We start from the raw sequence: 26,503 nt of genomic DNA, 5'->3' as shown, positions 1-26,503 counted from the left end.
CGCATAAAAGGGACGCTGCATGTGAGCTGGCTGACCCGATGCGGCAGAATCAGCGGCTGCGCTTCCTGACTTCGACCGGCAGCTGCAGCTCCGTCAGGTACTCGCTCTCGACGTTCGTTTCATACCGGTCGATGTGACAGAACTCCATCGGATCCCCCATGACCGCCATGTGATGCCGGGAGGCGTAGGCAAAAAGCTTTGGAACCAGCTGCTTTGTCTTCTGAAAACCGCCCCGGTAGCAGACGGACAGATAGGTGCCGGCTGGCAGCGTATAGTTACAGTGAAATTTCAGATAGGGCGAGTAGAAGAATACCTTTTTGGTTCTGTAGTCGGTCCCGTCGTCGTTGTGTGCATGGATATCGAGCATGTAGCAGTCACAGGCTCCGATCGTGGAGATGGTGTCTGTTCTGGAGACAAGGGACGGATCCCTTTTTTTCATGTCCTTCCAGACCGCGTCTGTGTAGCGGGCAAGCTCCAGGTTGATCTCCTCATCCGGCATGTAGGAATCGCGGAGCATAAGCACATGCCGCGCAGGAAGCTCGAGCTGTGTGACAGAGCCGCTGCAGTCCCGCTCCAGGTTCTCACGGATGGAGCGCAGCCGGCCCTCGATATTCGCTCTCTTTTTCTCAAGCACCCGGATCTGTTCCTGGATCCGGGTGCGTTCTGTCTCCAGCATCTCTGTGACATGGCGGATGTTCCGGTCCCTCTCGAAGGTCAGAATTTCGTCTGTCGAAAAGCCAAGGTCCAGCAGCTCCCGCACCGTATTCATCGTCCGGACATCGTCAATCGTATAGGTGCGGTAATTGCTGGAGGGATCCCGGACGGGATGAAGGAGCCCGACCTTCTCATAGTACCGGATGGAATCCTGACCGATATGGAAGAGCCTGGACAGATCTCCAATCTTAAAGCGTACTTTTTTTGCCGGCATCTGAAAACGGAAGCCTCCCTTTCTGAATGATCTCAACAAATTTGTTAGAGAACGGGATCAAGGTTATAATCGAAGAAACAGATGAAACTTATTATAATGGATTGCAGCTTCAGATACTACCAGACGGACGCATCAGAAAGGGAGCTTTTCGGTGGAGAGAAATAATCTCCATTGCCGATTGCATTCTGTAAAAGAATCGGATAGAATAGCCTTATAAATTGATTAAAACCAAATAGATATCAATTTAATTAACGCAAACCAGCAGTTGAAAAGGAGCAGAGACGATGAAAAACGCTGTCAGGTATTATTCAAGATCAGGGAACACAAAGACGGCCGCAGAGGCGATCGCACGGGCAATCGGAACAGATGCGGTATCTGTGGACTCCGCCTCCGCGCCGCTTCAGGAGCCTGTTGATGTCCTGTTCATCGGCGGGGCACTGTATGCCTACGGAATTGACGAGCATCTGAAAGCGTACCTCGGCAGTCTGAAGAAGGATCAGGTCAAAAAGGCGGTCGTATTCTCCACCTCCTGGATATCGAAGCACGCTATTGACCTGATCAGGGGCGAGCTGAACCGGAAGGGGATTCCGGTTGAGAAGGAAACGCTTTACTTCAAAGGAAAGCCAGGTGAGAAACAGCTGCAGGATGCGGCGAACGCGGCAAGAAGAATCTGCGGACAGTGAGGTAGATCATGAGGCTGGGCATCAGGGAGCTGAGACATAACTGGAAAAAATACCTGCTGGTAGAGATCATCGTTGTGCTGATGATGTTCATGGTGTTGTTTCTGTCCGGGCTGGTCAAGGGACTGGGCAGAGCCGTGTCATCCGGCATTGACAACATGAAGGCAGATACATTTATTCTCAAGGAGGACGCGGAGAAGCAAAACTCAGCAATATTGTGAAATCCTATGAAGACGGACGGACAAGAAGGACGATTCTGAGCCAGGTCAATCTGACCGTGAAGGAAGGAGGGTATGCGGCGATTGTCGGACCCTCCGGCTGCGGCAAAAGCACCCTTCTGAATATTGCCGGCATGATGTTGTCGCCGGATGAGGGCGAGGTTGACCTGTGCGGAACGAATGTCACGAAGCTTTCGCCAGGGAAATGGACGAAGCTCCGCAAAGAGCAGATTGGCTTTATCTTTCAGAGCCATCAGCTTCTGCCGTATCTGAAGGCAGGTGAGCAGCTTTCGGTGCTTCTGAAGACGAGTCAGACGGAGGTACAAGGCCTGTTCCAGGAGCTCGGCATAGAGAACATCATTGATCAGTACCCGGCGAAGCTATCCGGAGGAGAACGGCAGCGTGTGGCGATCGCAAGAGCATTTGCCACGGACGCGAAGCTGATTCTCGCAGACGAGCCGACCGCTTCACTTGACTCTGAGCGCGGCAGACATGCAGTTGAGATGATCCAGATGGAAGTCCACAGACGCAGCAAGGCAGCCGTCATGGTCACACATGACGAGCGGGTTCTCGATCTCGTCGATACCATCTACAGGATGGAAGATGGAAAGCTCAGAGCGGTCTGAACGTGGCATTTGGCGCATCCTTTAGGAGGAGACCTTCCGGGGATTTGCTCCTCGGGAGTTTTTCTGAAGCGTGTCGATTTTCATGAGCGGCCGTGTTACAATTCTCATATCAGTTTACAGCAGGCACCCGGTCACAGGTACCTGAAAAAGCGTGAAAGGCGGAAGAAAGATGAAAGAATTTTCAGGAAAGAAATCAGTGATCACACCGGAGGGCGTATTTATCATCGGGACTTATGATGAAAATGGGATTCCGAATGCCATGAACGCGGCATGGGGACAGCAGAGCGATTATGGCGAGATTACGCTTTTCCTCGGAAAGCACAAGACAACAGAAAACATCAAGAAGACAAGGGCGTTCACGGTTGCCATGGCGACAAAAGATACCGTTGTCATCTCCGATTATTTTGGTGTGGAGACGGGCAGCAAGGTCAACAAGATCGAGAAAGCCGGGGTGCACGTCCACAAGGCCGCTCATGTGAATGCACCGATTATTGAGGAGTATCCGCTGACGCTGGAATGTGAGCTGAAATCATGGGACGATGCGACCGGAATCCTGGTTGGAACGATTGTGACTTCACAGGCAGACGACAGCATCCTTACCGATGGTAAAGTGGATCTGGATAAGATGCAGCCGATTATGTTTGATGCGGCGACGAGCACATATCGCGTCATCGGACCGGTCGTGGGAAAAGCATTTCATGACGGACTGCAGCTGAAGGGATAATATCCAGTCCAGCTGTAGAACGTTGAATGTGAGATTGGGGTAAACCGAGTGGAGCGGTCACCTCGCAAGGTAACAGCGAGTCTGTTTCTGTGTACGCAGGAGCAGGCTCGTTTTTTGTGTAGGGTGATAGGGCTGCTGCAGATCAGAAATCTGATGATTACGCATAAAAAGGATTACAGGTCCATCGTTCAGGACCTGAACCTTGTTCTGAAGGATTGAGACAAGGAATTGCTGGAAAAAGCTGAACAGAGCCGTGTTTGATGCCTTTAACAGAGAGATCCTGCAAAAGTTGATCGGCGACCGAAAACTGAGGAAGGGTTTGTCGGAGGACATGGTGGAGGATGTTTTCCGTCAGCTGCAGAATGGGCTGAATGCAGATTTCCGGAATAAGAAGGCTGGGGATTCACATGATAAGCTGATTGCACACGAACTGGCCTGCCAGACTGCCTTGTCTGTGTTTCTGTACGGTATCCTGGATGTAGGCGGAAATGCGACAGATTGATGCGATCTGCCTACTTCATTGAACTATTGATTTCGATCCTTTTTTTAACTATTGGACGTGTTTAACCACCTCAGGAGGCATCATAAGATGGGACTTGAATTGATTCGTTGGCTTGCTGCACTGACTTTTGCATTCCTGCTGGGAAAACTGATGACAAGGATCAAACTGCCGGCGATTCTCGGCTGGCTGATCGGGGGAATGCTGTTGGGACCGCATGCGCTGGCTCTGCTGCCGCAGTCGCTGATGGATACAGCTGTATATAAAACGGTCGTCACCTGGATGCAGGTTTCCTTTGGTCTGATGCTTGGAACGGAGCTGATCTTCCGGAAGATCAGGAGCTATGGAAAAGCACTGATGATCACGACACTGACACAGTCGCTTGGAACATTCTTCGTTGTTTCCATGGTGTTTGCTCTCGTATTCTGGATTCAGAAAGTACCTGTTTATCTGGCATTCGCGTTCGGAGGAATCGCGCTTGCAACGGCTCCGGCTCCGGCGCTGCCGATTGTACAGGAGTTCCGTACACATGGGCCGGTGACGGACACACTGCTGCCGATGGCGGTTCTGGATGACATCGTCGGAATCGCGGTCTTCTTTACAGTCAATGCCTGCATTGCACGCGCTGTGTCAGGCGGCTCTGTGCCACTCTACATGATTCCGGTGATGATTTTTCTTCCGATTGGAATCGGACTGGTTATGGGATACCCGGCGGGGCTTTATACCTTTGTGTACATTGCAGCGCGTACATTCGGAAAGTATTTCGGGGCAAGATTTGGGGCGACCGTGACGCATATGCCGAAGACGGTGTGCAGGTATCTGGGACTGACCCTGCTGCCTCATTCTGGTGTATCACTCGTCTTTACGGGCATTATATGCAGTGTGCTACAGGCATCAGAACCGAAGCTCGCAGCGATTGTACAGGGAACCATTGCCGCAGCTGCGGTGATCAATGAGATCATTGCGGTGATCGCAGCGAAAAAAGGTTTTGAGCTGGCAGGAGAGATTTCATAGATAAAAGGTGAACAAGTTCCAAACCAAAACAAAAACATACCATGTATAAAAATAATAATCAACAACCAATTATTCCGTCCGTACTCGATTTTCCTTACTACAATGAATCATTTAACTCTGGCATAATGAGATAGAACCAAAGGGATAGGAACGCAGCAATCAGATCTGGATCGTTCCGGTATAAGGCGCCGGCGACAAGAAAGCAGGCAAATTCCAGTTCTCCAGGCAGGAGAACGCAGGAGCAGGCAACGCCGCCATTGATATGGCATTTATTATTTATGAGCAATACACCTCTTTTCGAATGTTGGGTCAGACCACCTGACATGATGCACAAAAGCAGGAGTATTGCTCTATTTATGTCCAAATCCCCTGAAATAATAGGCTGATTCAATGGTTTCATGCGTTATACACGACACGATCCGAGGCGTCGGAGAAGAAAAACATGATGATGAAAAAAATATATGCAGCGCTGGCGCTTGCCGGTACGTTTGCAGTCAGCGCAGACCTGTCCGGATGCGCGGAAGAGACGACAAGGTCAGTGTTTGCGGAGCTGGAGGAAGCATACAGTGCCGGGACGTCGGAGGGCGGTGAAGCGGTTTCTGCTGAATCTGCGGACGGGGAAATCGTTTTCTCCGGTGGAACCGGGAGCACAGAGCCGGGCTGGACCCTCATGATCTACTTGTGCGGCTCTGATCTGGAGAGCGAGAACGCCATGGCATCCATGAATCTGGAGGAAATGTGCAGTGCCTCGATTCCGGAGGGTGTCAACGTGCTGGTGGAAACCGGCGGATCTTCTGCCTGGTATTGGGACGGGATCGAAACCGACGTGCTCGGACGTTACCAGGTCCATGACGGCGTGCTGGAGGAAATGGAGACAGCGGAGCTGGCATCCATGGGGGATTCCGCTACGCTGACAAATTTCATTCAATGGGGTGTTTCCAGTTATCCGTCGGAGCATTACGGTGTGATTCTCTGGGATCACGGCGGCGGGAATGCGGATGGCGTCTGTTATGACGAATTGTATGACGGCGACAACCTGACGCTGCCGGAACTTGGGTCAGCCCTTCGCGATGCAGGCAGCATGCTGGATTTCATCGGCTTTGACGCCTGTCTGATGGCGAGCATGGAGACGGCCTCCGCGGTCAGCGGGACCGGATATTATATGGTGGCTTCAGAGGAGACAGAGCCCGGACTGGGATGGGATTACGAGGCGATGCTGAATGCGCTCGGAGAGAATCATTCCATGAAGGGAGATGAGCTGGGGCAGATCGTCTGCGATGCTTTTCTGGAAAAATGCACGAGACTCGACTGCGCCGATGAGGCGACGCTTTCCGTGATTGATCTCTCTCAGACAGGAAAACTGGATGCCGCTTTCGATGAATACACCGGCAGCATGGCGCTGGCGGCGAACGATGTGCGGACGCTGAACAGTGTGGCTTCCGGCGCGGACAGGACAGAGTCCTATGGCGGCAATACAGACACAGAGGGTTACTGCAACATGATCGACCTGGCTGATCTTGTGACCAACACGCAGGACTACGTGCAGACGGACGGCACTGCTCTTCTGTCGGCAATCGAAGAGGCGGTCGTCTACAGCGTACACGGTCCGGGAAGAGAGAATGCCAACGGCATTTCGGTCTTTTATCCGATTGGCGCGACAGAGGATGAGCTGTCGATGTACATGGAACATTCAGATAATACGCCGTATCTGCAGTATATCGCAGCTGTCACGGACACCTACGGCGATGTGGACTGGCAGGCGGCCTGGACGGAATACGACTCGTCTGGTGCCGAGTCAAATTCATCGGGGGACGGTGCTTTCTGGCAGGATATGCAGGAGCAGCTGACAGAGCTGCAGCCTGTGACAGGAAGCGACTTCGATGTACAGTTTTCGCAGTCGGTGGGCGAGGACGGGTACCTGAATCTCTCGATTACCTCGGGACTGGAGGCAGTGAAGTCCGTCCATTTCCTTCTGCTGTATATGCCGGACGGACAGGAGGATGGATCATCTTCCGAATATGTCTACCTCGGTGAGGATAACGACATCAACGGCGACTGGGAAAGCGGCACATTCCAGGATAATTTCTGGGGACAGTGGATGACGATCGGCGGTGAATTTGTGAATGCTGAGTTGATTGAGGAAACAGACTATTACAATCTGTATTCCATCCCGGCGAAGGTGAACGGACAGGAAACCAATCTTCACGCCATTTATGATTATTCTGCGGAGAAATATCGGGTACTTGGCACGTATGACGGCATCTCAGACAGCGGAGATGCGTCCGGCAGTAAGACAAGCCGGGGCATCACTCCGCTGCAGGCAGGCGATGAGGTCGTCTTCCTGCTGCCGGCCTATGAGGCTGATACGGATGAGGACGCCTGGTATACCACCGACGCGGTGACATGGTCGGAGGATGTGGTCATGCAGAACGAGGATATGGGCGACGGCTTCTACATGTACATGTTTGAAATCAAAGACATCTTCGGCGTGGAGTATGACACGGAACCGGTTGTCATGGAGGCTGCGGGCGATACCATTTATCCGATCATGGAGTGATGCGTCCGTGTAAATGACCAAAACTTCCCGCACCGAAAAGGCGAATCCTACCCTCTTGACCTTATACCAGATATAGACTATAGAGTATTACTTATCAGGTGATCATCATTGTATCAGCTATATGTTTATGTATCGTATCAAAGAAGGAGGAGCGTTAATGGGAAAAAAGGTGCTCATTCAAAACGCACGTGCCATCGTGACCTGTGATCAAAACGACACGGTCTGCAGGAATGCCGATATTCTGGTGAATGGACCGGAAATTGAATCCATCGGGCCTTCGCTCAGCGGAACGGAACAGGCTGAAGGCGCGGAGGTGATTGATGCGACCGGTATGCTGATCTATCCGGGACTCATCAATACGCATCATCATTTCTTTCAGACATTTGTCAGAAATCTGATCACGATAGACTATGCGAATATGACTGTGCCTGAATGGATCGCGAAGATCTATAAAATCTTTCAGGCGATCGATGATGATGTGATTTATTACTCTTCGCTGACTGCGATGGCGGATCTGATCAAGCACGGCTGTACGGCGGCTTTTGACCATCAATACTGCTACACGGATAGAACAGGCAAGCGGCCTGTAGACCGGCAGATGGAAGCAGCGGATCTCCTCGGAATCCGATATCATGCGGGAAGGGGAACGAATACACTTCCGCCTGAGTCCGGCAGCGACATGCCCGTGAATATGGTGGAAACAACGGAAGAGTTCCTTGATGACTGTGAGCGGCTGAGAAAGCGATATCATGATCCCCGGCCTTTTTCGATGCATCAGATCGTTCCGTCTCCGTGTCAGCCCATGAATTGCAGAAAAGAGACGTTCGTTGAAACGGTGAAATACTGCAGGGAGAACGGACTCCGGATGCATACGCATTTGGGTGAAGGCGAGAACGAAGTGATGGTCCGGCGGTGGGGCAAGCGTACGCTGGAGTGGGCGGAGGAAATCGGGTTTGTGGGCCCCGATGTATGGATCGCCCATGCATGGGAACTTACGCCGGAAGAGTGGAAAACACTCGCAAGGACGGGAACAGGTGTTTCACATTGCCCGACGCCGGCACTGCTGGGAGGATTCCCGATTCTGCCGATTAAAGATATGCAGGAAGCAGGAGTCAATATCAGCCTGGGATGCGATGGCTCGGCAACAAATGATGGATCAAGTCTTCTTGATTCTATGAGACTTGGATGGATGGCGCAGTCGTACTTCAGCAAGAGCCGCGGCGGGGCGATCTCTCCGTATGATATGCTCAAGATTGCGACCGTAAACGGGGCGAAAACGCTTGGCCGTGACGATCTTGGGAGTCTGGAACCTCATAAAGCAGCAGATCTCTTTATGATCGATTCTGCGAAGCTCGAGCTTACAGGGGCTTTCCATGACCCAAAGAATCTTCTCGCCCGCTGCGGTGTGACAGGATATACGGATCTTACCATGGTCAATGGCCGTGTGGTCTGGCGTAACGGCACGTTGACAGGCGTTGATGAAGAAAAACTTTCTGCTGAGGGAGAAAAAGTATTCGACCGGGTTATCAAAGAACCGTTTCACACGTTCTATTCAGTTTCCTGAATGGGAAAATGGATCCGTACAGGCAAAAATAATAAAGGCATCGGTGACATACATCCCGAACTTGCTATATAGGTTCTCGGAATCGGATTTGAATGCAGGATCAATAATGTGCGTCTCCAGATTGCTCAGGGGCAAAACTGATCACAATAGACAGAAATCAGGAATACAGCAAAACAATCGGAATCGAGGACGCATCCCGCTATCGATCTGAAGCCGCCTATGAGGAGAAAGAGGTAGAAAACCATGTTGAGCATTCTGGCACTTATTTTTATCATAATCGGGCTGTTTAAGCTTACGGGATTGTTTTTCCGGGCTGTCGGCACACTGCTCGGATGGATTTTCGGAGGTATCGGCTGGCTGTTTTTGGCCGGGCTTGCAGTGACGGTCTTCGGTCTGGCACTGATTGCAGTTTCCGTAGTCCTTGTTATCGGCCTTGTTGCATTGATCGCAGCAGCGGTATCCTGATGTGGAGGATAAGGCAATGAATGAAGTTTATGACAGGAATAAAGAGATACGAGAAGCAATCCGGGCCGGAGAACGTGCGCTGGACAGCCTGAAGGAAGCAGATCGGCAGCTGAGCAGTGCCGGAACCTGGGGATTGATTGATATTTTCGGCGGCAACACATTCTCCGGTCTGATGAAGCATATGAGGGTAAACAACGCCAGCCGTTACGTGGATGACGCGAGACGAGATATGGCGGCGTTCCGGGATGAGCTTGGTGACATTCGCGATCTTGAAAATTTGAATGTAGACATTGACGGGTTCCTTACCTTTGCAGATTTCTTCTTTGATGGATTTGTGGCAGACATCTTCGTTCAGTCAAAGATCCGAAAGGGACAACAGCAGGTGAGAGAGGCAATCCGGAGAGTGGAAGATATACTGTCTTCTTTGCGTAAATACTAAATAGATTCGTAAACCTATTTAGAGAGCAATGAACCTGTGCATAAGGAGAAGTTTGAAGGTATACTTTCTGAAATGAAGGAGGCAGGAGAATTCAAGCGCATCAAATACCGCCTCGGTTATTGTAATTATTGCTTTGAACTTTGGATGGTACTCCACAAGCGGGCATGTAATGGACCGCTCAGTCATAGAAGCCAGTATCTGGGGCCGATCAACCAGGCGTTTGGAGAGCATTTTGAGAACCTGGATCAGTACAAACATGAGAATGATTTTAAGAGATGTCTTTCCGGTATCACGGTCGAAGATGTGAAAAATGCGGTAAAACGCGCAGACATAATAACTGAGGATAACAGCAAGAACGGAAATAAGCTTATAAAATACAAAGGATGATCGGGCAACACCGGGCTTTGTGCGGCGGTATTGCCCGGTTTTTTGCGGCTGATTACGGGGTTACTACTGAAGCAGGGAGGAAAAATCGGAGGTATGATCATGAATAATATTGAAATAAGGGCGCTGTTAAGGACACGTTATTTCAGAAAATTGCTTGATTTATGAAATAATAGGCCTATAATTAAGTCGCTATTTCAAAATAACAAGGAGAATAACATATGAACCGCGCAGGAGCATACGTAAATAATATAACTGGTAACGCGACATACCAATCCTTTCGGCCTGCTCCTTTGCCGCCTGAGTCATTGGAACTAAACAGCGATTCTGTACAGCTTCTGATCGAGGCCAATCGGGAGTTGGCAAAACTGAATACTGCCGCCAGTCTGATTCCAAGCACCGACCTGTTTGTGTCTATGTACGTGCGTAAAGAAGCACTCATGACATCCCAAATTGAGGGGACACAATGCACTTTGGATGATATTCTGGATCCCGATATGGATACCAACGTAAATCTGGATGTTGGTGATGTAGTCAATTATGTAAATGCTGCACAATATGCGATTATTCGCATGCAAGAACTGCCGCTGTGCAATCGTTTGCTTCGGGAAACGCATGCAATATTAATGGCCGGCGTTCGCGGCCAGGAAAAGAATCCCGGTGAGTTCCGCCGCTCGCAAAACTGGATTGGTCCAGCAGGCTGTACATTGAAAGATGCCCGTTACATTCCTCCAAATGTAGAGGATATGAACGAGGCCATGCCCGCCCTGGAAAAGTATATGAACGAAGATAAGCGGTATGACGCGCTGGTACGGGTGGCATTAATCCATTACCAGTTTGAAACCATTCATCCCTTCCTTGACGGCAATGGGCGTATCGGGAGATTACTGATCCTGCTGTACCTGATGGAACAGCAATTACTGCGTAAGCCAGTGATCTATGTGTCTTATTTTCTGAAAAAGAACCAGGTGGAATACTATGACCGTATTGCGGAAGTACGTCGAAGCGGAAACTATGAGCAATGGGTTCATTTTTTCTTGGAGGCAGTCCGCGCAGCGGCGGTGGATGCGATGGATTCGATTCAAAAACTGTCGAAACTTCATGACCGAAATTTGGCAATCCTGCCGCCATCCAAACGCAAAATAGATCATGTGCACAGGCTGTTTGACTATCTGGAGCAGCATCCGATCATTGACATTAAAAAGACGGCGCAGGCATTAGATGTCAGCTACAATACCGCAGCTTCTGCCGTTCAAAAGCTGGTTGATCTGGATATCCTTCACGAAACTACAAATGCGGCCAGAAATCGGATATTCGCGTATCAGGAATATTTGGATGTGCTACGCAAGGACACATGAGATGCAATCATGCACTTTCGGACTTCAGAACAGCCGACGGGTTCCGAAAGGGTGAGATGACACCGGTTCGATTATGTTTCATTATTACATCTAAGGAATGGCGTATTGAATAGCAGTGGGAAAAGTAGCGCTCCACACGGTATGGATTATTAACTGGATAATCTTTTAATTGACTAAACACAATCATTTAGGGATAAACTGAAAAAACAGAAAAAAATGTACATTTGCCAGCCGGCATTTTCCCCTCTGGGAAAACGGCTCTTGAATGTCCGCAGCATGTCATATCCTGCCGCCCATTGTCGCCCAAGGCCTTACTACCGGAATTTTCGGTTCATGGTGTACATTTGAAAGAGAAGAAGAAACCCCGCAAAAGAGCGCAGAACACGGCACTCTCCTAACGGACGCCTTCGATGTGCGGCATCTGAGAAAGGATATTTTCTGTGATAAGAAGACTTTTTGTTTGCCACGGCAATATTTGCCGCTCTGTCGGAGTCCAGTATATTCTCCAGGATCTTGTGAACAGAAATAAGCTGGCTAAGGATTTTCTGATTGATTCTGCAGCGACTTCTACGGAGGAGATCGGAAATCCGATCTATCCTCCGATGAAGGCTGCGCTTGAGCGTGCACACATTCCGATCGGCGCACACAGAGCCAGGCAGCTGCGAAAGGAAGATTATAGTCTCTATGATCTCTTCATTGGCATGGATGAGGAAAACGAGTACTATATGAGACAAATCCTGGGGGAAGATCCGGACAGCAAGATTCATTATCTGATGGAATATACGGACAGTCCTGAGGAGATCATCGAGGATCCATGGTATACCAGAAAATTTGATCACTGCACAGATCAACTGAAGCGCGGCTGCCAGGGGCTATTGGCGCACTTGGTTATTCAAATTTCCAACAGCAAAAGTGGGCCAGTACACTGAAATATCAATCTTTTCAGCTATGCATCCAACTCCGTATAGAAAGTTGGAGGTGTCGCTTTATCGGACATCGCCTGGATCTGCGGGAAGATATCGGTAAAATGAGGCGTCCTGTTATGTATATCAAAGGCTTTCTGATCTCTCCAAACCTCCACGAACGTAAAAAGGCAGGGATCATCTAGACTTACATTGATGGAATAGGACAGATTTCCTTCTTCGGCGCGGGACTTCATAATCAGTTCCTTTGCCAGGACAGTGAACTTTTCCAGCTGATCTTTTTTGATATGATTGGAAGCTATAAGTTTTAACATAATCATCCCCACTGAATTTCTCCAAGGAGAACCTTGGCTCCAAGATCGATAACTCCGGTGTTGATGTAATCCGGATAGGCTGTTTTCAGAGAAGCAGCAAGCTCCTCTGACCTGGAGGATGCCTTTGTGAACTCAATAGCTTTCTGTAAATATTCCTTCGTAGCAGAAAGCGCCTTTTTGTCAAAGGAAGCATTCAGATCAGCATGGCTTGGGATTACAATTTCCGGATTCAGAGCTTCGAGAGAAGTCAGCCTGTCGATCCATGCCTGCAGCTTCTCTTCGGATCCTGTGTCTGCAAGGAAAATATGCAGCTCATTGAAAATATCAATACCGCCGATCAGAAGTTTATCATTCTTTTCAAACAGGTTGATACGATTCTTGTCGTCTCCGACGAACTCGAACTCTGTGCCGAGAATATTCAGCTTATCGCCTGTAACAGCTTTTGGAAGGATGACATTTACAGGGGCCTGTTCCTGCAGCGCGGAAGACCAGACAGCAAGTTTTCCGATGACACTCTCCGCGATATGCTGCTGAGTCTCCTCTGTTGAAAGAATCTCCAGCTTCGGAATAGAGCGCAGAATCTGTTCCATTCCGAAATAGTAATCCGGATCGCCGTGGATAACAAATGCGCCTTTCAGATTCAGTTTTTCGGTGTTTATAAAATCAACAAGCTCATTTGCCGCAGCTTTGGTAAAACCTGCATTGATGAGATAAACGTCAGCTTCTTTCTGAAGGATGACTGCGGTTACATTGAAGCTGTTGTCATCTGTGCCGAACACATGAATCTAAAAATTCTCTGTGGATAATGATTTTCTCATTGATTTGTTCCTTTCGCCTGTCATCAGACATCAGTCCATGATTTTCAGTGTGCCTTTGTGAAGAAGTTCAGCTCTTTTACCGCGCGCATTCTCATCCGGCCAGGTCATAAAGGCATAAACCCTGCCATTTGCAAAATCTGCAATCTGGGATACTACAAGACCGGACTCCTCAATCCAGTTGACCATGTATTTTCCATCGCCGAGGTCATAAGAAGTATACGGCTCGTCCTCATGTGCCGGAGCGCCCTCGGCGATCTTTGAGAGTGCGTCCCAATGCAGTTTATTCTCACTGAGATAGGTAATTACAAAGTGGTAGCCTGTCTCATAATCTACATCGACCTTTTTCCCCTTAGTAAATTCATAAATAGACATCTTTGTTTTCTCCTTTGTTGATGTTAAAAAACTGAAATACTAATAAAAGTAAAACAAGTATTAAACTAATACTACACTTACTATATAGCATTTACAGAAATTGAAAAGTACGCTTTTTTTGGCGACCAGGTCACCTGAAAATTACCGCCTGGGGAAAAATCGGTCTCTTATATTTGAAAAAGTCCGGTCGGTGTAATTTTTAAGGCGGGGAAACACAGGCAGAAGTATAATGGTTGCAGGATCGATCTTTCTTGCAGCCATTTTCGGATGAGCTGATCCGGAAGGATGACAGAACAAGAAAAGGCGTAAGTTTCAATAAAAGAAGGAGGCGCGCAGTGGGAAAACATTTATCAGAGAGCATCCGTGTTCCAATTGAGGCAGACAATCCTGCCATCCGCCGCATAGAAAATCTCTGTATTAAGTGTGGTCAGTGCAGAGACATCTGCCGGGATTATATCAGCGTGCTCGGCTATTATGACCTGTCAAAGACCAACGACACTGCCGTCTGTATCCATTGCGGCCAGTGCGCGAATGTCTGTCCGGTCAGCTCGATAACAGAGAAACCGGAGATGGACGCCGTAATAGCCGCAGCAAAGGATCCGGATAAGGTTCTTATCTTCAGTACATCACCATCCGTCAGGGTTTCCCTGGGCGAAGCTTTCGGAATGCAAAGAGGAAGCTTTGTCGAAGGAAAGATGATAGCACTCCTCCGGAAACTGGGCGCAGATTATGTGCTCGACACAAATTTCGCGGCAGATATGACGATTGTGGAGGAAGCCAGCGAACTTGTGGAGAGGCTTACAATGCACGATAAGCCACTTCCCCAGTTCACATCCTGCTGTCCGGCTTGGGTGAAGTTTGCCGAGATCTATTACCCCGAGCTTTTGCCGAATATTTCGTCCGCAAAGAGCCCTATAGGGATGCAGGGTCCTACGATCAAGACCTATTTTGCAAAGAAAATGGGGATAGATCCAAAGAAAATCGTAAATGTGGCGCTGACGCCCTGTACCGCTAAGAAATGCGAGATCCGCCGCGGAGAAATGAATGCTTCCGCCAGGTATCTGGATCTTCCCGGTCTCAGAGATATGGATCATGTCATCACAACGCGTGAGCTCGCAGACTGGGCGAAAAAGGCTGGTATTGATTTTTCATCGCTGGAGGATTCAAAATTCGACAAGCTGATGGGAGAGGCCTCCGGCGCAGGCGTAATCTTCGGCAACACAGGCGGCGTCATGGAGGCTGCCGTCCGCACTGCCTACGAATTTGTCACACATGAACCTGCTCCAAAGGAACTGTACACACTCGAGCCCGTCCGCGGCATGCAGGAAATCCGTGAAGCGGCCGTAGAAATCGGAACACTGTGCCTTCAGCTGGCCGTGATCTATGGCACATCGAATGTCCGCAGATTCCTTTCCATGGCGAAGGAATCCGGAAAACATTATGATTTTATTGAGGTCATGACCTGTCCGGGAGGATGCATTGGCGGCGGAGGACAGCCGAAAGCCGATGTGGAAGAGCGCAGAACTATGGTGGATTCCCGTATTGAAAGTCTTTACAAGCGGGATGCGCAGATGAAGCTGCGAAAGAGTCATGAGAATCCAGAGCTGAAGCAGCTGTACGAAGAGTTTTACAGAAAGCCTCTCTCGCCGATCGCTGAAGAAATGCTCCATACATCCTACACGGACAGGAGTGGGCTGCTCGGTGAAGATGCCGGAAAATATAAGACATTACGGACATTTGCCGTAGATGGAGCAGAAGCGAAAAACGGTGCAGCAGCTTTTTTCGGAGAAGAAATAGGCAAAAATGCAAGGTCAGAAGGCACCGGCGATTATGAGGAAGTGACAACGCCCGGATCTGCAACACGAAAATGGAAATGTCGTGTCTGCGGTTATATCTATGAAGGAGACAATCCGCCGGCTGAGTGTCCGATCTGTCACAAGGACAGCTCCTACTTCGATGAGATCGAATGACACCGTGACCGGCGCGCAGTCACCAGCGCGCCGGTCACAATGTGGTGAATCAACAATGAGGATGATCTATGTGACACTGGATCAGATCGGAAGCGTGAATGATCGGATGTCATTTATCGATCACAACCTGTTGTTTGATGACTGGTGGCATACTGACGAACTGATTAAATATGTTGCGGACCTGGATTTTAAAACAGCCCTATCCTATGTGGGAAAATATGTGCTTTCAGACCATCCGTTTATCCGCAGATGGGGATATGTCATGTTGATCAGCAAACTGGGCAGAGGGCACGCGGAAAATCTTCTGCCGCTTATGAAGGATGATAATCATTATTACGTGCAGATGGGAGAGGCCTGGCTGATCGCGGAACTCGCCGTGGATGAACCGGACAAGATCTACCGGTGGATGGCGAACGATGGAATGAAATATAACATCAACGGAAAGGCCATTCAGAAGATCTGTGATTCTTATCGGATTTCTGATGAATGGAAAGAGCACTTCAAAGGACTTCGCAAGGCACTCAGGACACGAAAGTAATTTTGCATTTTTGAGGTAGAACGCAGAACTGAGCAGGGAGTATTATGAGGGATCATCTGGAAAGATTTAAAGAGGCGCATCAAAGAGACTATGCAACTGCACTTGCAGAAATCCGCTCCGGCAGAAAGAAAAGCCACTGGATGTGGTACATCTTTCCGCAGATCCATGATCTGGGCTTCAGCAGCATATCGCAGTTTTATGCCATTCAAAACCTGCGGGAGGCACTTGAATATCTTAATGACAGCATCCTGGGCACTCATTTGGAAGAGATCAGCACAGCCCTCCTTGCATTGAAAACGGATGATCCCCATGAAGTCTTTGGCAGTCCGGATGATATGAAGCTTTGCTCCTGCATGACACTGTTCGAAAAAGCGGATCCGGGAAAAGAAATATTTTCAAAAGTACTGGATAAGTTCTATCATGGGAGGCGAGATACAAGGACCTTGGAGATTCTTCGAAGCGAGGCCCGGGAAGCACTCAGCGACAGGAAGATCTACGACACGCAATTGGTCCTGTGTGCATGTCAAAAACAGCAATAACAAAATATTCCCCCTTACAGCAGCATCCCCGGCATTACTGTCGGGGATGTTCTTTTAATGAGCGATAAGCCCTCAGGTATATTTCATGCCAGCAATGCGCATCTGAGAGCAACGGACAATCAAGTGGGGCGTTTTCTACACTGCTCAAATTTACTTTATATCAGTATATTAACTCTTGCGGTCAAATATAGGACACCGTCTCTGCCAAAGACTTTCTTGATGAATGATTCGGAAGAGGCTTAACTCCCTCCGCTGCATGACCGAGATCCATAATCATCAGAATTTCTTCATCCTCCGGCAGGTGCAAAGCGGCGGCAAGCGCATCCGGATCAAAGAAATTCACCCAACAACTGTCCACACCCTGATTGGCAGCCGCCAGCAGCATGTGTGTCGCCACAATAGTCGCGTCCTCGATACCGGAATCCCTCTTTCCGCCCGGATAAGTAAAGACATTGTTCTTATGGAATGCAACAACCAGGCACACGGGTGCGCCATAGCGGCAGGGTGTTGCTTCATCAATCTTCGCAATTCCTTTCTTCGACTGAACAACATAAATATGCTGCTCCTGCAGATTCTTGGCGGTCGGCGCCATTCGCCCTGCCTCTAAGATTGCCTGAAGTGCTTCTTCATCCACCTTTGTATCGCTGTATTTTTTGCAGGAATAGCGATTCTGAATCAGTTCTGAAAATTCCATATCCTGGCCTCCTGAAAAATAGTCGCAACGTTCATCAACCTAAGTCTGCAGTAATGATGAGTATTGCTTAACTGGAATATCTGGCTTTATTATAGCATTCATAAACCTTCAAGTTGGTATTACATATTTAAGTACATAAAAATGATAAATATTGCATTTTTATGTACTTATTTTCGTATAACAAATCAATGTTACGTACATAAAAATGTAATTTCGTGATATACTCTTTACAGAATATTTTCATCGCTAAATGGGGGATTGATTGGAATCCTATTTCTCCTTTACAAAGCTTTCTTATTTTCCGGAGGTATGTTCATGAAGCGGAATCTGATGAAGAGTTTAAAGGAATGGAAAAATTCTCCTTATAGAAAGCCGCTGATTCTAAGCGGAGCGCGACAGGTGGGAAAAACCTGGCTGATGAAGGAGTTTGGCAGGACAGAATATGCGAATATCGTATATGTCAACTTTGATCAGGACATCAATGCTGCAGGGCTCTTTGAGGGCAGTATTAATCCAGATCGCATCATTCTTGGACTTCGGGCACTCAGCGGCATGGAGATTGATCCGGATAATACACTGATCATTTTTGATGAAGTGCAGGAAGCGCCACGCGCATTAACTTCTCTTAAATATTTTTGTGAAGAAGCGCCGCAGTACTCCATCATTGCAGCCGGCTCCCTCCTGGGCGTTGCACTGCACGCAGGGACATCCTTTCCCGTTGGAAAGGTCGACAGAATGCATCTTTATCCACTGAATTTTCAGGAATTCCTGTATGCCATGGGGGAGGATGCGGCGGCTGAAATCCTGCAGACTAAGGATCAGAGGATGATCACTGTATTGCGGGAAAAGCTCTCAGATCTTCTTCGGCAGCATTACTATGTTGGCGGGATGCCTGAGGCTGTAAATTACTACAAAGACAACAAAGAATTTACCGGCGTACGGCAGATTCAAAAAAATCTTCTTGCATACTATCAGCAGGATTTCTCAAAACACGCTGAACCAAGGCTGACCGAACGTCTGAATCTCGTGTGGTCCAGTATACCTGTACAGCTTGCAAAAGAGAATCGAAAATTCATTTATGGTCAGATCAGACAGGGTGCACGTGCCAAAGATTTTGAACTGGCGATACAATGGCTTTCTGACTGCGGACTGATTCATGTTATACACAGAGTGACCAAACCGGGGTATCCTCTGAAGGCATACGAAGATCTGAATGCCTTCAAGATCTATCTTTTGGATGTAGGTCTTCTGGGCGCAATGGCTGATCTTTCTTCCAATACGATCGTGGAAGGAAATCGTATTTTTACAGAATTCAAAGGTGCTCTGGCAGAACAGTATGTACTTCAAGAGTTGATTGCAGAAGATCATTTGAATCCTATGTATTATTCTGCGGAGAATTCAAGAATGGAAATTGACTTTATCGTGCAAAAAGGCGATGAAGTAATCCCCATCGAAGTAAAGGCAGAAGAAAATTTGCGTGCAAAAAGCCTCCGCTCATATTGTGAAAAATATAAGCCTAAGACGGCCGTCCGCTTTTCCATGTCAGATTACCGGGAACAGGACTGGATGGTCAATGTGCCTCTGTATGAGATTAACTGGCTGATCGAACAAGGCAAAGATAGTGAGATGAAATGGCATTCATAAAAGACTATGCGGTATATAAATTTCCCTTCGGTTGGCTTCAGGTCGAATATGTTGGCGGGACTGTCATATCTCTGGACAAACTGGATGAGGAGAGGTCCGGAGGCCACAAGACAGCGCTTACGGATCGCGTTTTCTCTCAGATCACGGAATATCTGCAGGGGAAGCGCAGATCCTTTGATTTTCCTTTTCAAATGGAGGGAACGCCATTCCAAAAAAAGGTCTGGAATGCACTGCAGAACATTCCATATGGAGAAACAAGGACTTATAAGCAGATTGCGGAGGAAATTGGAAATCCAAAAGCCTGCCGGGCAGTCGGCATGGCGAACAACAAAAATCCAATGATCATCGTTGTTCCCTGCCACAGAGTCATCGGCGCAAATGGAAAGCTGGTTGGTTACGGCGGAGGGCTCGAGATGAAGAGAGCGCTGCTGGACCTGGAGAGCAAACCATTGCGAAAGAGTAAAAACAGCTCCCCGGAAAATTCCTAAAACCGAATGAGAATACATTCATTCGCTCTGAGATGTCCAGAGAGCTGTTTCCTTCATATTTGTAGTTCTGAACGATTTGAACCGCAGATCAGAAACGGATAACTTCCGGCTCTGCTGTAAAGCTGCAGATCTCCGCTGTCGCATTCTTCAGGTAGAAGACAGCCGTATTACCGTCACCTGCGGCATACATAGACTTCAGGCTGGGATTGGCATCCAGCATGGACTGCTGTGCCTCTATCCGCTCGTCGTGTACTGCCTCTGCGTTCAGGCGGATCCACTTGCCGTCGGCCATCCCACTGATCGCAATCTGCGGATGCGCCAGCATCTGCTTTGCCACCTTCTTCTTCAGACCTGTCTGGATGTACAGTTTTCCTTCAAAAATATTCTGTGCGCCGAACGGGCGAACCTGCGGATTACCTTCCTCATCGACCGTTGCAAGATACCAAACGCCGGCCTTTTTTAAAAACTCAAGTACTTTCTCCATTTCTGTCTCCTTTATGCATTAGCATTTGTCTCAAATAAATAACCTGTCATTGCCATAGATCCCAGATTGCAGATATTGTTGAAGACCTTTACCTGATCTCCCTCCGTCGCGCCAAGGCAGTAGAGGAGGGGAAGAAAATGATCTGGTGTCGGCACAGCATAGGACGCATCCTGCAGCTGATCATAATGAATCACAATGTCCTTTTTCGCTGATAGAACTGCATCTGTGATTTCCTTATTAAAGCGCAGCGTCATCGGCGTGCCGCCGTCATTGTCCCATTCCACACGCATCAGGTTATGCACGACATTTCCGCTGCCGAAGATCAGGTATCCCTTATCCCTCAGCGCTGTGAGCTTTTTGCCGATCGCATAGCTCTGTGCAGCGGAGAGCCTTCCGTTTACGGAGAGCTGAACCACAGGGATATCGGCCTTTGGAAACATATGTACCAGAACCGTCCATGTGCCGTGATCGATTCCCCAACTGTCATTGACGGATACCTGGTCTCCCAACAGGTTCTGCACCTTGGCCGTGAGCTCTTCGTCCCCATGAACAGGGTACTTCACTGCATACAATTCTGCGGGGAAACCATACATATCATAGACCTGCCTGGGAATTGGCGCACTCTGCACATATGTGCCGTCTGTGTACCAGTGTGCAGAAATCGACAGTATTGCCTTAGGTTTTCCGTAATGCTCTGTGATGTAACGGCCAACAGAAGCCATCCCTTCTGTAATTTCATTATTCTCAATGGCAATCATAGGACTGCCGTGCCCGGAGAAAACTACCGGCATTCTTGTACTCATGATGTTTCCCTTCCTATCATCTATTGTTTTTGAAAAAAGGTCAGATGCGCTTTAAATCATTGACATAGTCAATTAATTGAAGTAACTTAAGAATATCATATAGAGTGCAATCGTCAATCAGGATTTTTTACAGGACTAAGTCATTTTCAAGTGACTGGATACTGAAAATACAAGCAAGTTAATGAATAACCGCGTAAAGGCCGTGCAGAGTGTTCTCCCAAGTATGCCTTAATCTATCATTATTCCGACAGTGAAGGAGATATGCAGAAATGGAAATAGAACAAATAGAAGAGACGACAAAGAAGCAGGGAAAGGAATTGTTCGGCATCTGTCCTTATGTCACAACGCAGACAGTGCTGCAGGGGAAATGGGCAATTCTCATCCTTTATCAGTTGGAAAACGGCCCTGTGCGCTTCAATGAACTGCTCCGTAGAATTGATATCGCCCAGGGAACACTTTCCAACCAGCTCAAATACCTGGAAAAAGAGGGAATGATCCGCCGCAATGTGTACACGGAAGGCGTACTGCGCGTGGAATATGAGCTGACACCGATCGGAGAGAAATTCAGAACAGTATTGCAGTCGATCGAAAAATGGGGGAATGAATATATCACTTATCTGAAAGCAAAGCATCTTTGACCTTCTCTAGAGCTCCCTCCACACAGCAAAATGATCTTAGATGTAGAACATTAAACATTGATTATATAAAAAAGGAGTATTCCAGACTCTTAAGAAGCCTGTAATACTCCCTCTTTCCATGAATCATATGTTCGTCATCACTGCATCACTGAACTGATGAACTCAGTTGACTGTCTTCTCCATCTTGAGGCATCAGGCGAATGATCTGCGCCGAAGAACTGCTCAGAGAGCTTTTTCAGTGTTCCATCCTCCTGGAGCTTGACCAGAACCTGATCGATCTCATCCCGAAGCGCTGCTCCCTGATCTGTCATAGGGAACAGAAAATATGCACTGAGGTCAGCTGTAAAAATCTGCTCAGATACATCCTCCGGAAGGGGAGTTCCCTGGAGTTTAAATCCAAAATCCTTCTTGTAAGTATCAAAAATTGGCTTGTCATCGATTCTGAAATCACTCGTCCCATCCACGATGTGTTCAAACCATACGGAAAGGTCAGCATCGCTGTATATCAATGTGATCTGCTTATCCGGGTTCTCCTCGTTCCATGCCTCGATTGCATTCGACACATTGGAACCAGCATCTGATTCAATCTTATATCCCCGCATCTGCGGAACCGGTCTGTGCCAAAGAAGCCGCTGCAGTACCTGATGGGTCATTCGGACATCAGCGTAACGATGAACACCTACACGTATCTGGGACTGGAGGATGCGGAAAATGAATTGCGGAGACTGTCGGAGATAAACAGCGCACGAGTTGAGCTGGACCGGCTGAACGGAACGGGCTTCAGCATCGAGAGCAGTGTGAAATTCGGATAAGGGAAGAAAAAAAGACTGGATGAATGTGACCAGAAGGAGCATATAGATCAGAAGGACCCGGGAGGCAGATGCGATTGTGTAAAATGCTTTCTAGGTCTTTTGTCGTCTCCGGCATCATGATAAACTGAAATATCAGGAGGAAGGAAATATTATATGATAAAAATACTTTTCGTCTGCCACGGCAATATTTGCCGCTCTGTCGGAGCCCAGTATATCCTTCAGGATATGGTGAATCGCCGTGGGCTTGCCGGAGATTTTCTGATTGAGTCTGCAGCGGCAACTACGGAGGAGATCGGAAATCCGATCTATCCGCCGATGGAGCGGGCGCTTCGAAAAAAGGGCATTCCGATCGGCGATCACAGAGCGCGCCAGCTTCGAAAGGCGGACTATAACCGATATGATTTGCTGATCGGAATGGATGAAGAGAATCTGAGCGACATGAACTGGATCCTCGGCGGCGATCCGGAGGGAAAGCTGCATTACCTGATGGAGTATACAGGCAGACCGGAACATAAGATCGAGGATCCCTGGTATACCCGGCGGTTTGATGCCTGCGCGGATGAGATCATCGAAGGATGCGAGGGGCTGCTCGCGCACTTTGAATCAAAACGGCGCTGACAGATCGTCTTGAATGCAGCTTGATAAATGAATCTGAAAAAGGAGATAAGCAGGTGGAAGAGGGCAATTCTGATAAGATATATATCGGCTGCCATTTATCCATATCGAACGGATATGAGGCCATGGGCAGGGAATGTCTTTCGATGGGCGGCAATACATTCGCATTTTTCACACGCAATCCGCGGGGCGGTCAGGTGAAAAAAACGGAACCGGCCGATATGGCTGCGCTTGAGGGGTTTCTGAAAGCGCATGGGTTCGGGAAGCTTGTAGCGCACGCGCCATATACCATGAATCTGTGCTCAGATAAAGAGCGGGCACGCGAATATGCGGAGGAGTGCTTTCGAGATGATCTGGCGAAAATGGAGCAGCTTCCGGGCAATTTCTTCAATTTCCATCCGGGAAACTCGCTGAAGCAGGATCAGGAGAGTTGCATGGATCGCATTGCGCAGGTTATGAACCGCTATATCAGTCCGGGGCAGAGTACGGTTGTACTGCTGGAGACGATGGCAGGGAAGGGAACGGAGATCGGCAGAACATTTGAACAGCTGCGTGAGATTCTGGACCGGATCGATGAGGACAAGCGGGAGAAGGTTGGGGTCTGCTTTGATACCTGTCATGTATGGGATGCAGGGTATGACATTGCTGGGGATCTGGACGGCGTGCTTTCGAAATTTGACCGGGTGGTGGGTCTCCGGAATCTGCGGGCAGTGCATCTGAACGATTCCAAAAATCCGTGTGGTTCTCACAAAGACCGGCATGAGAAGCTGGGGCAGGGCTGCATCGGATTAGAAGCACTTCGGCGCGCCGTGTGTCACCCGGCGTTGTCAGGGAGACCGTTCATACTGGAAACACCGAATGAACGGGACGGATACATCCGGGAAATCAGAATGGTGAAAGCGTGGCAGGCTGCATGAGAGACTCCAGGGAAAGGAAAGAAGAAAGATGCTTTAATGTCTGATTGTTGCCGCCGGAGGGGCAGCCGGCGCAGTGCTGCGTTATCTGATGGGTCTGCTTCCGATGAACCCTGAAAATGGATTCCCGTTCAAGACATTTCTGATTAATGTCATCGGGGCCTTCGTCATCGGCCTGGTCGCGGCGGCTGCTGCGAAGAATTCACTCAGTCCAAGACTGGTGCTGTTTTTGAAAGTCGGAATCTGCGGAGGCTTTACGACATTTTCCTCCTTTGCGCTGGAGACGGAGGCACTGATGGCAAAGGGACAGAACGGGGTGGCATCTTTGTATGTCATTCTCAGCCTTTTCTGTGGCATATTGGCGGTGTCGGCAGCAGAGCATATTGTGTAAGAAAGGTATGTGGGAAAGGCTGCATCGTGTAGAATCAATAAAGAGCAGGATCGGATGGGCATAGAGGGAAGTCGTAAAGTCCGGCTTCCTTCCGACGTGAAGAAACTGTCATTTTTACTGGATGCGGAGGGCCCGGAGCTTACAGGAAATAATAGCTTGTGGGAATTGGCGTATGAGATGAATGAAGAAAAAGTACCAGAAGATGAGGCAAATTCAGTTTGTTGGTACTGACATTCGGAATGTTGCCTGCTTTCAGGGCGGAAACACTGCTCCAGAGGTGAAATGAAGACTATTATGAGAATTACAGAAAGAGAAAAGATGCTTATGGGAGACCTGTATGACCCATCAGATGAAGAATTGACCAGCTTACGTATAAAAGCACGCAGACTGGCCAGACGCTTTAATCAAACTGATGAAGATGAACCCGAAAAGCAGAGGGAATTGCTGAAGGCATTGCTCCCAAATACAGCGTTTATTCCAGGACTGCAGGCTCCGGTCTATTTTGATTACGGCTGTAACACCACGTTCGGAAGATATAGTGGCGCCAATTTCAATTTTACTTGTCTGGATGTTTGTAAGGTCACAATTGGAGAGAATGTGCAGATTGGGCCTAACGTAACCCTGGCAACACCGATGCACCCGCTTCTGCCGAAAGAACGCAATATTCGTCAGCGCGAGGATGGAAGCGTTTATAATTTGGAATACGCCAAGCCAATCGTAATTGAAGATGACTGCTGGCTGGCTTCCAATGTGGTCGTTTGCGGAGGAGTAACAATTGGAGAGGGATCTGTTATCGGAGCAGGAAGTGTTGTTACACGGGATATTCCGCCTCATAGCCTGGCTGCAGGCAGCCCCTGCAAAGTGTTGAGAAAGATAACGGAAGCGGACAGCATGTTTAAGGCGTGATGGTTGTCTGCAGTCCTTGGGGAGGGAGATGGGAAGACTCGATTTACCCGACTAGGGACGGATTTCGGGAATGATGGACACCTTATCTGGAAAGAAGGCTTTCTGTAATGATATAATAGTTTGACTCCAGAGATGGGGATCAGCTGATCTGGAGAATATAAAATACAGGAGTGCGAATCCGAACAGATGGCAGGAATACGAGATGTTGCGGCTTATGCGGGAGTTGGTGTCGGGACGGTGTCCAGAGCGCTGAATCATACTGGATATGTTTCCAAAGAAGCGAGGGAGAAAATAGAGGAAGCGGTTAAAGTACTGAATTATCATCCGAATGAACTTGCTAGAAATCTCTACCGGAACAGAAGCGGAATGATCGGCGTGATTGTACCAGACCTTGAAAATCCTTTTTTTGCAAAATTTCTGAAGTGTACGGAAATTGAATTATATAAAAATCACTACAAGGCAGTCGTTTGCAATACAGTAGAGATTAGTAATCGTGTCGAAGAGCTGATCGATATGATGAACCAGAATGTGCTGGACGGGCTGATTGTTGGAGTAGACCCTCCGCCAGGGCTTAACTTGGAAAAGATCCGGAAGCCGATTGTAAGCCTTGACCGAAACTGGGGATCGTGCATCCCAGTTGTGACCTCTGATAATAAAAAAGGAGGTGCTCTTGTTGCCAATGCATTGATCGAAGCGGGATGCAGGAATGTGCTTATGTTTGAGTCAAAGATACAGACTGAGCAGCCTTTTGATGTTCGTGCCAGAGAGGTGAAGCGGATATTGAAAGAACATGATGTTTCTTTCGTCGGGGCGGATATTGACTGGAATATGCTAAGTTATGAGTATTATCTGAAGGTTGTTGAGAAATACCTGTTGATTTTTGATCGTGTAGATGCGGTATATGCAGGAGACCTGATTGCCTCAGCCTGTATTGCAATTGCGGCAAGAAAGGGAATACGGATTCCGGAGGAGCTGAAGGTGATCGGATACGATGGCCTGGAGATATCAAAGCTGACAGTTCCTACGCTTACGACCGTGAAACAGGATATTCCCCAGATGGCTAAGTGTTGTGTGGATACCATTATCCGAATTTTGAACAGGGAAGAAGACATTCCGATGATGCGTGTATGCGATGTGGAACTTCAGCAAGGTGGAACAATATGATTTGTTCCATATAATTAAAG

At 48.4% G+C, this 26,503-nt stretch carries 34 protein-coding genes; 26 read left to right on the top strand and 8 right to left on the bottom strand.

Features of this window, described 5'->3' with window-relative positions; translation table 11 throughout:
• Nucleotides 1-49 precede the first annotated feature (49 nt).
• Nucleotides 50-928 carry a MerR family transcriptional regulator gene (locus FYJ35_RS02830; RefSeq protein ID WP_154522829.1) on the bottom strand — a complete coding sequence of 293 codons (879 nt, stop codon included), beginning with the start codon at nucleotides 926-928 and terminating at the stop codon, nucleotides 50-52.
• A gap of 284 nt (nucleotides 929-1,212) precedes the next feature.
• Between FYJ35_RS02830 and FYJ35_RS02825 the strand changes: the two genes are divergently transcribed.
• From FYJ35_RS02825 to FYJ35_RS02765, 13 genes are all read left to right on the top strand, one after another.
• Entirely contained in the window at nucleotides 1,213-1,611 is a 399-nt protein-coding gene (locus FYJ35_RS02825; RefSeq protein ID WP_154522826.1) for a flavodoxin domain-containing protein, read from the top strand.
• Between the two features lie 8 nt (nucleotides 1,612-1,619).
• Nucleotides 1,620-1,829 carry a hypothetical protein gene (locus FYJ35_RS02820; RefSeq protein WP_154522823.1) on the top strand — a complete coding sequence of 70 codons (210 nt, stop codon included), beginning with the start codon at nucleotides 1,620-1,622 and terminating at the stop codon, nucleotides 1,827-1,829.
• Nucleotides 1,826-2,452: an ABC transporter ATP-binding protein gene (locus FYJ35_RS02815; RefSeq protein WP_328597028.1), complete on the top strand. Its 627-nt coding sequence runs from the start codon at nucleotides 1,826-1,828 to the stop codon at nucleotides 2,450-2,452. The genes FYJ35_RS02820 and FYJ35_RS02815 overlap by 4 nt, the downstream gene beginning before the upstream one ends.
• Nucleotides 2,453-2,621: 169 nt before the next feature.
• Nucleotides 2,622-3,176: a flavin reductase family protein gene (locus FYJ35_RS02810; protein ID WP_154522820.1), complete on the top strand. Its 555-nt coding sequence runs from the start codon at nucleotides 2,622-2,624 to the stop codon at nucleotides 3,174-3,176.
• Nucleotides 3,177-3,495: 319 nt separating this feature from the next.
• The gene (locus FYJ35_RS02805) at nucleotides 3,496-3,678 is read left to right on the top strand and encodes a hypothetical protein (RefSeq protein ID WP_205839676.1); all 183 of its coding nucleotides are present in this window, start codon (nucleotides 3,496-3,498) and stop codon (nucleotides 3,676-3,678) included.
• Nucleotides 3,679-3,765: 87 nt separating this feature from the next.
• Nucleotides 3,766-4,689, top strand: coding sequence for a cation:proton antiporter domain-containing protein (locus FYJ35_RS02800; protein WP_154522814.1), 924 nt, complete (start codon nucleotides 3,766-3,768; stop codon nucleotides 4,687-4,689).
• Nucleotides 4,690-5,131: 442 nt separating this feature from the next.
• A complete protein-coding gene (locus FYJ35_RS02795; RefSeq protein WP_154522811.1) occupies nucleotides 5,132-7,246 on the top strand; it encodes a clostripain-related cysteine peptidase in 2,115 nt (704 codons plus the stop codon).
• Nucleotides 7,247-7,403: 157 nt separating this feature from the next.
• Nucleotides 7,404-8,810 (top strand): amidohydrolase, encoded by a 1,407-nt coding sequence (locus FYJ35_RS02790; RefSeq protein WP_154522808.1) that lies wholly within the window; start codon nucleotides 7,404-7,406, stop codon nucleotides 8,808-8,810.
• 243 nt (nucleotides 8,811-9,053) lie between these two features.
• On the top strand, nucleotides 9,054-9,275 hold the full coding sequence (locus FYJ35_RS02785) for a hypothetical protein (RefSeq protein WP_154522805.1): 222 nt from the start codon (nucleotides 9,054-9,056) through the stop codon (nucleotides 9,273-9,275).
• 16 nt (nucleotides 9,276-9,291) lie between these two features.
• Nucleotides 9,292-9,714, top strand: a complete 423-nt coding sequence (locus FYJ35_RS02780; RefSeq protein WP_154522802.1) for a hypothetical protein — start codon at nucleotides 9,292-9,294, stop codon at nucleotides 9,712-9,714.
• A 36-nt stretch (nucleotides 9,715-9,750) separates the two neighbouring features.
• Nucleotides 9,751-10,101: an RloB domain-containing protein gene (locus FYJ35_RS02775; protein WP_320807819.1), complete on the top strand. Its 351-nt coding sequence runs from the start codon at nucleotides 9,751-9,753 to the stop codon at nucleotides 10,099-10,101.
• 218 nt (nucleotides 10,102-10,319) lie between these two features.
• A complete protein-coding gene (locus FYJ35_RS02770; RefSeq protein ID WP_154522796.1) occupies nucleotides 10,320-11,456 on the top strand; it encodes a Fic family protein in 1,137 nt (378 codons plus the stop codon).
• Nucleotides 11,457-11,896: 440 nt separating this feature from the next.
• Nucleotides 11,897-12,385 carry a low molecular weight protein-tyrosine-phosphatase gene (locus tag FYJ35_RS02765; RefSeq protein ID WP_328597027.1) on the top strand — a complete coding sequence of 163 codons (489 nt, stop codon included), beginning with the start codon at nucleotides 11,897-11,899 and terminating at the stop codon, nucleotides 12,383-12,385.
• 17 nt (nucleotides 12,386-12,402) lie between these two features.
• Here FYJ35_RS02765 and FYJ35_RS02760 read toward each other — a convergent pair whose 3' ends face one another.
• From FYJ35_RS02760 to FYJ35_RS02750, 3 genes are all read right to left on the bottom strand, one after another.
• Nucleotides 12,403-12,693 (bottom strand): putative quinol monooxygenase, encoded by a 291-nt coding sequence (locus FYJ35_RS02760; protein ID WP_205839675.1) that lies wholly within the window; start codon nucleotides 12,691-12,693, stop codon nucleotides 12,403-12,405.
• 2 nt (nucleotides 12,694-12,695) lie between these two features.
• Nucleotides 12,696-13,472, bottom strand: coding sequence for an MBL fold metallo-hydrolase (locus FYJ35_RS02755; RefSeq protein ID WP_154522790.1), 777 nt, complete (start codon nucleotides 13,470-13,472; stop codon nucleotides 12,696-12,698).
• 69 nt (nucleotides 13,473-13,541) lie between these two features.
• The gene (locus FYJ35_RS02750) at nucleotides 13,542-13,883 is read right to left on the bottom strand and encodes a MoaF-related domain-containing protein (RefSeq protein ID WP_154522787.1); all 342 of its coding nucleotides are present in this window, start codon (nucleotides 13,881-13,883) and stop codon (nucleotides 13,542-13,544) included.
• Between the two features lie 335 nt (nucleotides 13,884-14,218).
• Between FYJ35_RS02750 and FYJ35_RS02745 the strand changes: the two genes are divergently transcribed.
• From FYJ35_RS02745 to FYJ35_RS02735, 3 genes are read left to right on the top strand one after another with little or no spacing between them, the layout of a single operon-like run.
• Nucleotides 14,219-15,853 carry a [FeFe] hydrogenase, group A gene (locus tag FYJ35_RS02745; RefSeq protein WP_328597026.1) on the top strand — a complete coding sequence of 545 codons (1,635 nt, stop codon included), beginning with the start codon at nucleotides 14,219-14,221 and terminating at the stop codon, nucleotides 15,851-15,853.
• A gap of 55 nt (nucleotides 15,854-15,908) precedes the next feature.
• Nucleotides 15,909-16,391: a DNA alkylation repair protein gene (locus FYJ35_RS02740; protein WP_154522784.1), complete on the top strand. Its 483-nt coding sequence runs from the start codon at nucleotides 15,909-15,911 to the stop codon at nucleotides 16,389-16,391.
• Between the two features lie 44 nt (nucleotides 16,392-16,435).
• Nucleotides 16,436-16,930, top strand: a complete 495-nt coding sequence (locus FYJ35_RS02735) for a DUF1810 domain-containing protein (RefSeq protein WP_154522781.1) — start codon at nucleotides 16,436-16,438, stop codon at nucleotides 16,928-16,930.
• Nucleotides 16,931-17,111: 181 nt separating this feature from the next.
• On the opposite strand, the gene FYJ35_RS02730 is transcribed toward FYJ35_RS02735, so the two are convergent.
• On the bottom strand, nucleotides 17,112-17,624 hold the full coding sequence (locus tag FYJ35_RS02730; RefSeq protein WP_154522778.1) for a nitroreductase family protein: 513 nt from the start codon (nucleotides 17,622-17,624) through the stop codon (nucleotides 17,112-17,114).
• Nucleotides 17,625-17,933: 309 nt separating this feature from the next.
• On the opposite strand from FYJ35_RS02730, the gene FYJ35_RS02725 reads away from it, so the two are divergent.
• Both FYJ35_RS02725 and FYJ35_RS02720 read left to right on the top strand, forming a co-directional pair.
• Nucleotides 17,934-19,268 (top strand): ATP-binding protein, encoded by a 1,335-nt coding sequence (locus FYJ35_RS02725; RefSeq protein ID WP_331469106.1) that lies wholly within the window; start codon nucleotides 17,934-17,936, stop codon nucleotides 19,266-19,268.
• Complete coding sequence (locus FYJ35_RS02720) at nucleotides 19,256-19,756, top strand: methylated-DNA--[protein]-cysteine S-methyltransferase (protein ID WP_154522772.1); 501 nt, start codon at nucleotides 19,256-19,258, stop codon at nucleotides 19,754-19,756. The genes FYJ35_RS02725 and FYJ35_RS02720 overlap by 13 nt, the downstream gene beginning before the upstream one ends.
• 88 nt (nucleotides 19,757-19,844) lie before the next feature.
• Here FYJ35_RS02720 and FYJ35_RS02715 read toward each other — a convergent pair whose 3' ends face one another.
• Nucleotides 19,845-20,240, bottom strand: a complete 396-nt coding sequence (locus FYJ35_RS02715; RefSeq protein WP_154522770.1) for a pyridoxamine 5'-phosphate oxidase family protein — start codon at nucleotides 20,238-20,240, stop codon at nucleotides 19,845-19,847.
• A gap of 11 nt (nucleotides 20,241-20,251) precedes the next feature.
• Nucleotides 20,252-21,043, bottom strand: coding sequence for a 4,5-DOPA-extradiol-dioxygenase (gene ygiD, locus FYJ35_RS02710; protein WP_154522767.1), 792 nt, complete (start codon nucleotides 21,041-21,043; stop codon nucleotides 20,252-20,254).
• Between the two features lie 269 nt (nucleotides 21,044-21,312).
• Between ygiD and FYJ35_RS02705 the strand changes: the two genes are divergently transcribed.
• A complete protein-coding gene (locus tag FYJ35_RS02705) occupies nucleotides 21,313-21,681 on the top strand; it encodes a winged helix-turn-helix transcriptional regulator (protein ID WP_154522764.1) in 369 nt (122 codons plus the stop codon).
• A gap of 137 nt (nucleotides 21,682-21,818) precedes the next feature.
• Here FYJ35_RS02705 and FYJ35_RS02700 read toward each other — a convergent pair whose 3' ends face one another.
• Nucleotides 21,819-22,334, bottom strand: coding sequence for a type 2 periplasmic-binding domain-containing protein (locus FYJ35_RS02700; protein WP_154522761.1), 516 nt, complete (start codon nucleotides 22,332-22,334; stop codon nucleotides 21,819-21,821).
• On the opposite strand from FYJ35_RS02700, the gene FYJ35_RS14370 reads away from it, so the two are divergent.
• From FYJ35_RS14370 to FYJ35_RS02670, 7 genes are all read left to right on the top strand, one after another.
• Nucleotides 22,326-22,493, top strand: a complete 168-nt coding sequence (locus tag FYJ35_RS14370; protein ID WP_205839674.1) for a hypothetical protein — start codon at nucleotides 22,326-22,328, stop codon at nucleotides 22,491-22,493. The genes FYJ35_RS02700 and FYJ35_RS14370 overlap by 9 nt on opposite strands.
• A gap of 153 nt (nucleotides 22,494-22,646) precedes the next feature.
• A complete protein-coding gene (locus FYJ35_RS02695) occupies nucleotides 22,647-23,111 on the top strand; it encodes a low molecular weight protein-tyrosine-phosphatase (protein WP_154522758.1) in 465 nt (154 codons plus the stop codon).
• 53 nt (nucleotides 23,112-23,164) lie between these two features.
• Complete coding sequence (locus tag FYJ35_RS02690; RefSeq protein ID WP_328597025.1) at nucleotides 23,165-24,025, top strand: deoxyribonuclease IV; 861 nt, start codon at nucleotides 23,165-23,167, stop codon at nucleotides 24,023-24,025.
• 40 nt (nucleotides 24,026-24,065) lie between these two features.
• Nucleotides 24,066-24,413 (top strand): fluoride efflux transporter CrcB, encoded by a 348-nt coding sequence (gene crcB, locus FYJ35_RS02685; RefSeq protein WP_154522755.1) that lies wholly within the window; start codon nucleotides 24,066-24,068, stop codon nucleotides 24,411-24,413.
• Nucleotides 24,414-24,467: 54 nt separating this feature from the next.
• The gene (locus FYJ35_RS02680; RefSeq protein WP_154522752.1) at nucleotides 24,468-24,644 is read left to right on the top strand and encodes a hypothetical protein; all 177 of its coding nucleotides are present in this window, start codon (nucleotides 24,468-24,470) and stop codon (nucleotides 24,642-24,644) included.
• Between the two features lie 63 nt (nucleotides 24,645-24,707).
• Nucleotides 24,708-25,319, top strand: coding sequence for a sugar O-acetyltransferase (locus FYJ35_RS02675; protein WP_154522749.1), 612 nt, complete (start codon nucleotides 24,708-24,710; stop codon nucleotides 25,317-25,319).
• Between the two features lie 186 nt (nucleotides 25,320-25,505).
• Entirely contained in the window at nucleotides 25,506-26,483 is a 978-nt protein-coding gene (locus FYJ35_RS02670) for a LacI family DNA-binding transcriptional regulator (protein WP_154522746.1), read from the top strand.
• The last annotated feature ends 20 nt before the right edge of the window (nucleotides 26,484-26,503 follow it).

The organism is Porcincola intestinalis (genome assembly GCF_009696445.1).
Classification (GTDB): domain Bacteria; phylum Bacillota; class Clostridia; order Lachnospirales; family Lachnospiraceae; genus Porcincola; species Porcincola intestinalis.
The sequence above is the reverse complement of the archived record's forward strand: the minus strand, read 5'-3'. Positions and strand labels throughout refer to the sequence as shown.

What these genes read in the sequence shown, in the direction of transcription:
- FYJ35_RS02830 (WP_154522829.1), bottom strand. Translation starts at nt 928, where the DNA reads ATGCCGGCAAAAAAAGTACGCTTTAAGATTGGAGATCTGTCCAGGCTC.
- FYJ35_RS02825 (WP_154522826.1), top strand. Translation starts at nt 1,213, where the DNA reads ATGAAAAACGCTGTCAGGTATTATTCAAGATCAGGGAACACAAAGACG.
- FYJ35_RS02820 (WP_154522823.1), top strand. Translation starts at nt 1,620, where the DNA reads ATGAGGCTGGGCATCAGGGAGCTGAGACATAACTGGAAAAAATACCTG.
- FYJ35_RS02810 (WP_154522820.1), top strand. Translation starts at nt 2,622, where the DNA reads ATGAAAGAATTTTCAGGAAAGAAATCAGTGATCACACCGGAGGGCGTA.
- FYJ35_RS02800 (WP_154522814.1), top strand. Translation starts at nt 3,766, where the DNA reads ATGGGACTTGAATTGATTCGTTGGCTTGCTGCACTGACTTTTGCATTC.
- FYJ35_RS02795 (WP_154522811.1), top strand. Translation starts at nt 5,132, where the DNA reads ATGATGATGAAAAAAATATATGCAGCGCTGGCGCTTGCCGGTACGTTT.
- FYJ35_RS02790 (WP_154522808.1), top strand. Translation starts at nt 7,404, where the DNA reads ATGGGAAAAAAGGTGCTCATTCAAAACGCACGTGCCATCGTGACCTGT.
- FYJ35_RS02785 (WP_154522805.1), top strand. Translation starts at nt 9,054, where the DNA reads ATGTTGAGCATTCTGGCACTTATTTTTATCATAATCGGGCTGTTTAAG.
- FYJ35_RS02780 (WP_154522802.1), top strand. Translation starts at nt 9,292, where the DNA reads ATGAATGAAGTTTATGACAGGAATAAAGAGATACGAGAAGCAATCCGG.
- FYJ35_RS02770 (WP_154522796.1), top strand. Translation starts at nt 10,320, where the DNA reads ATGAACCGCGCAGGAGCATACGTAAATAATATAACTGGTAACGCGACA.
- FYJ35_RS02760 (WP_205839675.1), bottom strand. Translation starts at nt 12,693, where the DNA reads ATGTTAAAACTTATAGCTTCCAATCATATCAAAAAAGATCAGCTGGAA.
- FYJ35_RS02750 (WP_154522787.1), bottom strand. Translation starts at nt 13,883, where the DNA reads ATGTCTATTTATGAATTTACTAAGGGGAAAAAGGTCGATGTAGATTAT.
- FYJ35_RS02740 (WP_154522784.1), top strand. Translation starts at nt 15,909, where the DNA reads ATGAGGATGATCTATGTGACACTGGATCAGATCGGAAGCGTGAATGAT.
- FYJ35_RS02735 (WP_154522781.1), top strand. Translation starts at nt 16,436, where the DNA reads ATGAGGGATCATCTGGAAAGATTTAAAGAGGCGCATCAAAGAGACTAT.
- FYJ35_RS02730 (WP_154522778.1), bottom strand. Translation starts at nt 17,624, where the DNA reads ATGGAATTTTCAGAACTGATTCAGAATCGCTATTCCTGCAAAAAATAC.
- FYJ35_RS02725 (WP_331469106.1), top strand. Translation starts at nt 17,934, where the DNA reads ATGTTCATGAAGCGGAATCTGATGAAGAGTTTAAAGGAATGGAAAAAT.
- FYJ35_RS02720 (WP_154522772.1), top strand. Translation starts at nt 19,256, where the DNA reads ATGGCATTCATAAAAGACTATGCGGTATATAAATTTCCCTTCGGTTGG.
- FYJ35_RS02715 (WP_154522770.1), bottom strand. Translation starts at nt 20,240, where the DNA reads ATGGAGAAAGTACTTGAGTTTTTAAAAAAGGCCGGCGTTTGGTATCTT.
- ygiD (WP_154522767.1), bottom strand. Translation starts at nt 21,043, where the DNA reads ATGAGTACAAGAATGCCGGTAGTTTTCTCCGGGCACGGCAGTCCTATG.
- FYJ35_RS02705 (WP_154522764.1), top strand. Translation starts at nt 21,313, where the DNA reads ATGGAAATAGAACAAATAGAAGAGACGACAAAGAAGCAGGGAAAGGAA.
- FYJ35_RS14370 (WP_205839674.1), top strand. Translation starts at nt 22,326, where the DNA reads ATGGGTCATTCGGACATCAGCGTAACGATGAACACCTACACGTATCTG.
- FYJ35_RS02700 (WP_154522761.1), bottom strand. Translation starts at nt 22,334, where the DNA reads ATGACCCATCAGGTACTGCAGCGGCTTCTTTGGCACAGACCGGTTCCG.
- FYJ35_RS02695 (WP_154522758.1), top strand. Translation starts at nt 22,647, where the DNA reads ATGATAAAAATACTTTTCGTCTGCCACGGCAATATTTGCCGCTCTGTC.
- FYJ35_RS02680 (WP_154522752.1), top strand. Translation starts at nt 24,468, where the DNA reads ATGGGCATAGAGGGAAGTCGTAAAGTCCGGCTTCCTTCCGACGTGAAG.
- FYJ35_RS02675 (WP_154522749.1), top strand. Translation starts at nt 24,708, where the DNA reads ATGAGAATTACAGAAAGAGAAAAGATGCTTATGGGAGACCTGTATGAC.
- FYJ35_RS02670 (WP_154522746.1), top strand. Translation starts at nt 25,506, where the DNA reads ATGGCAGGAATACGAGATGTTGCGGCTTATGCGGGAGTTGGTGTCGGG.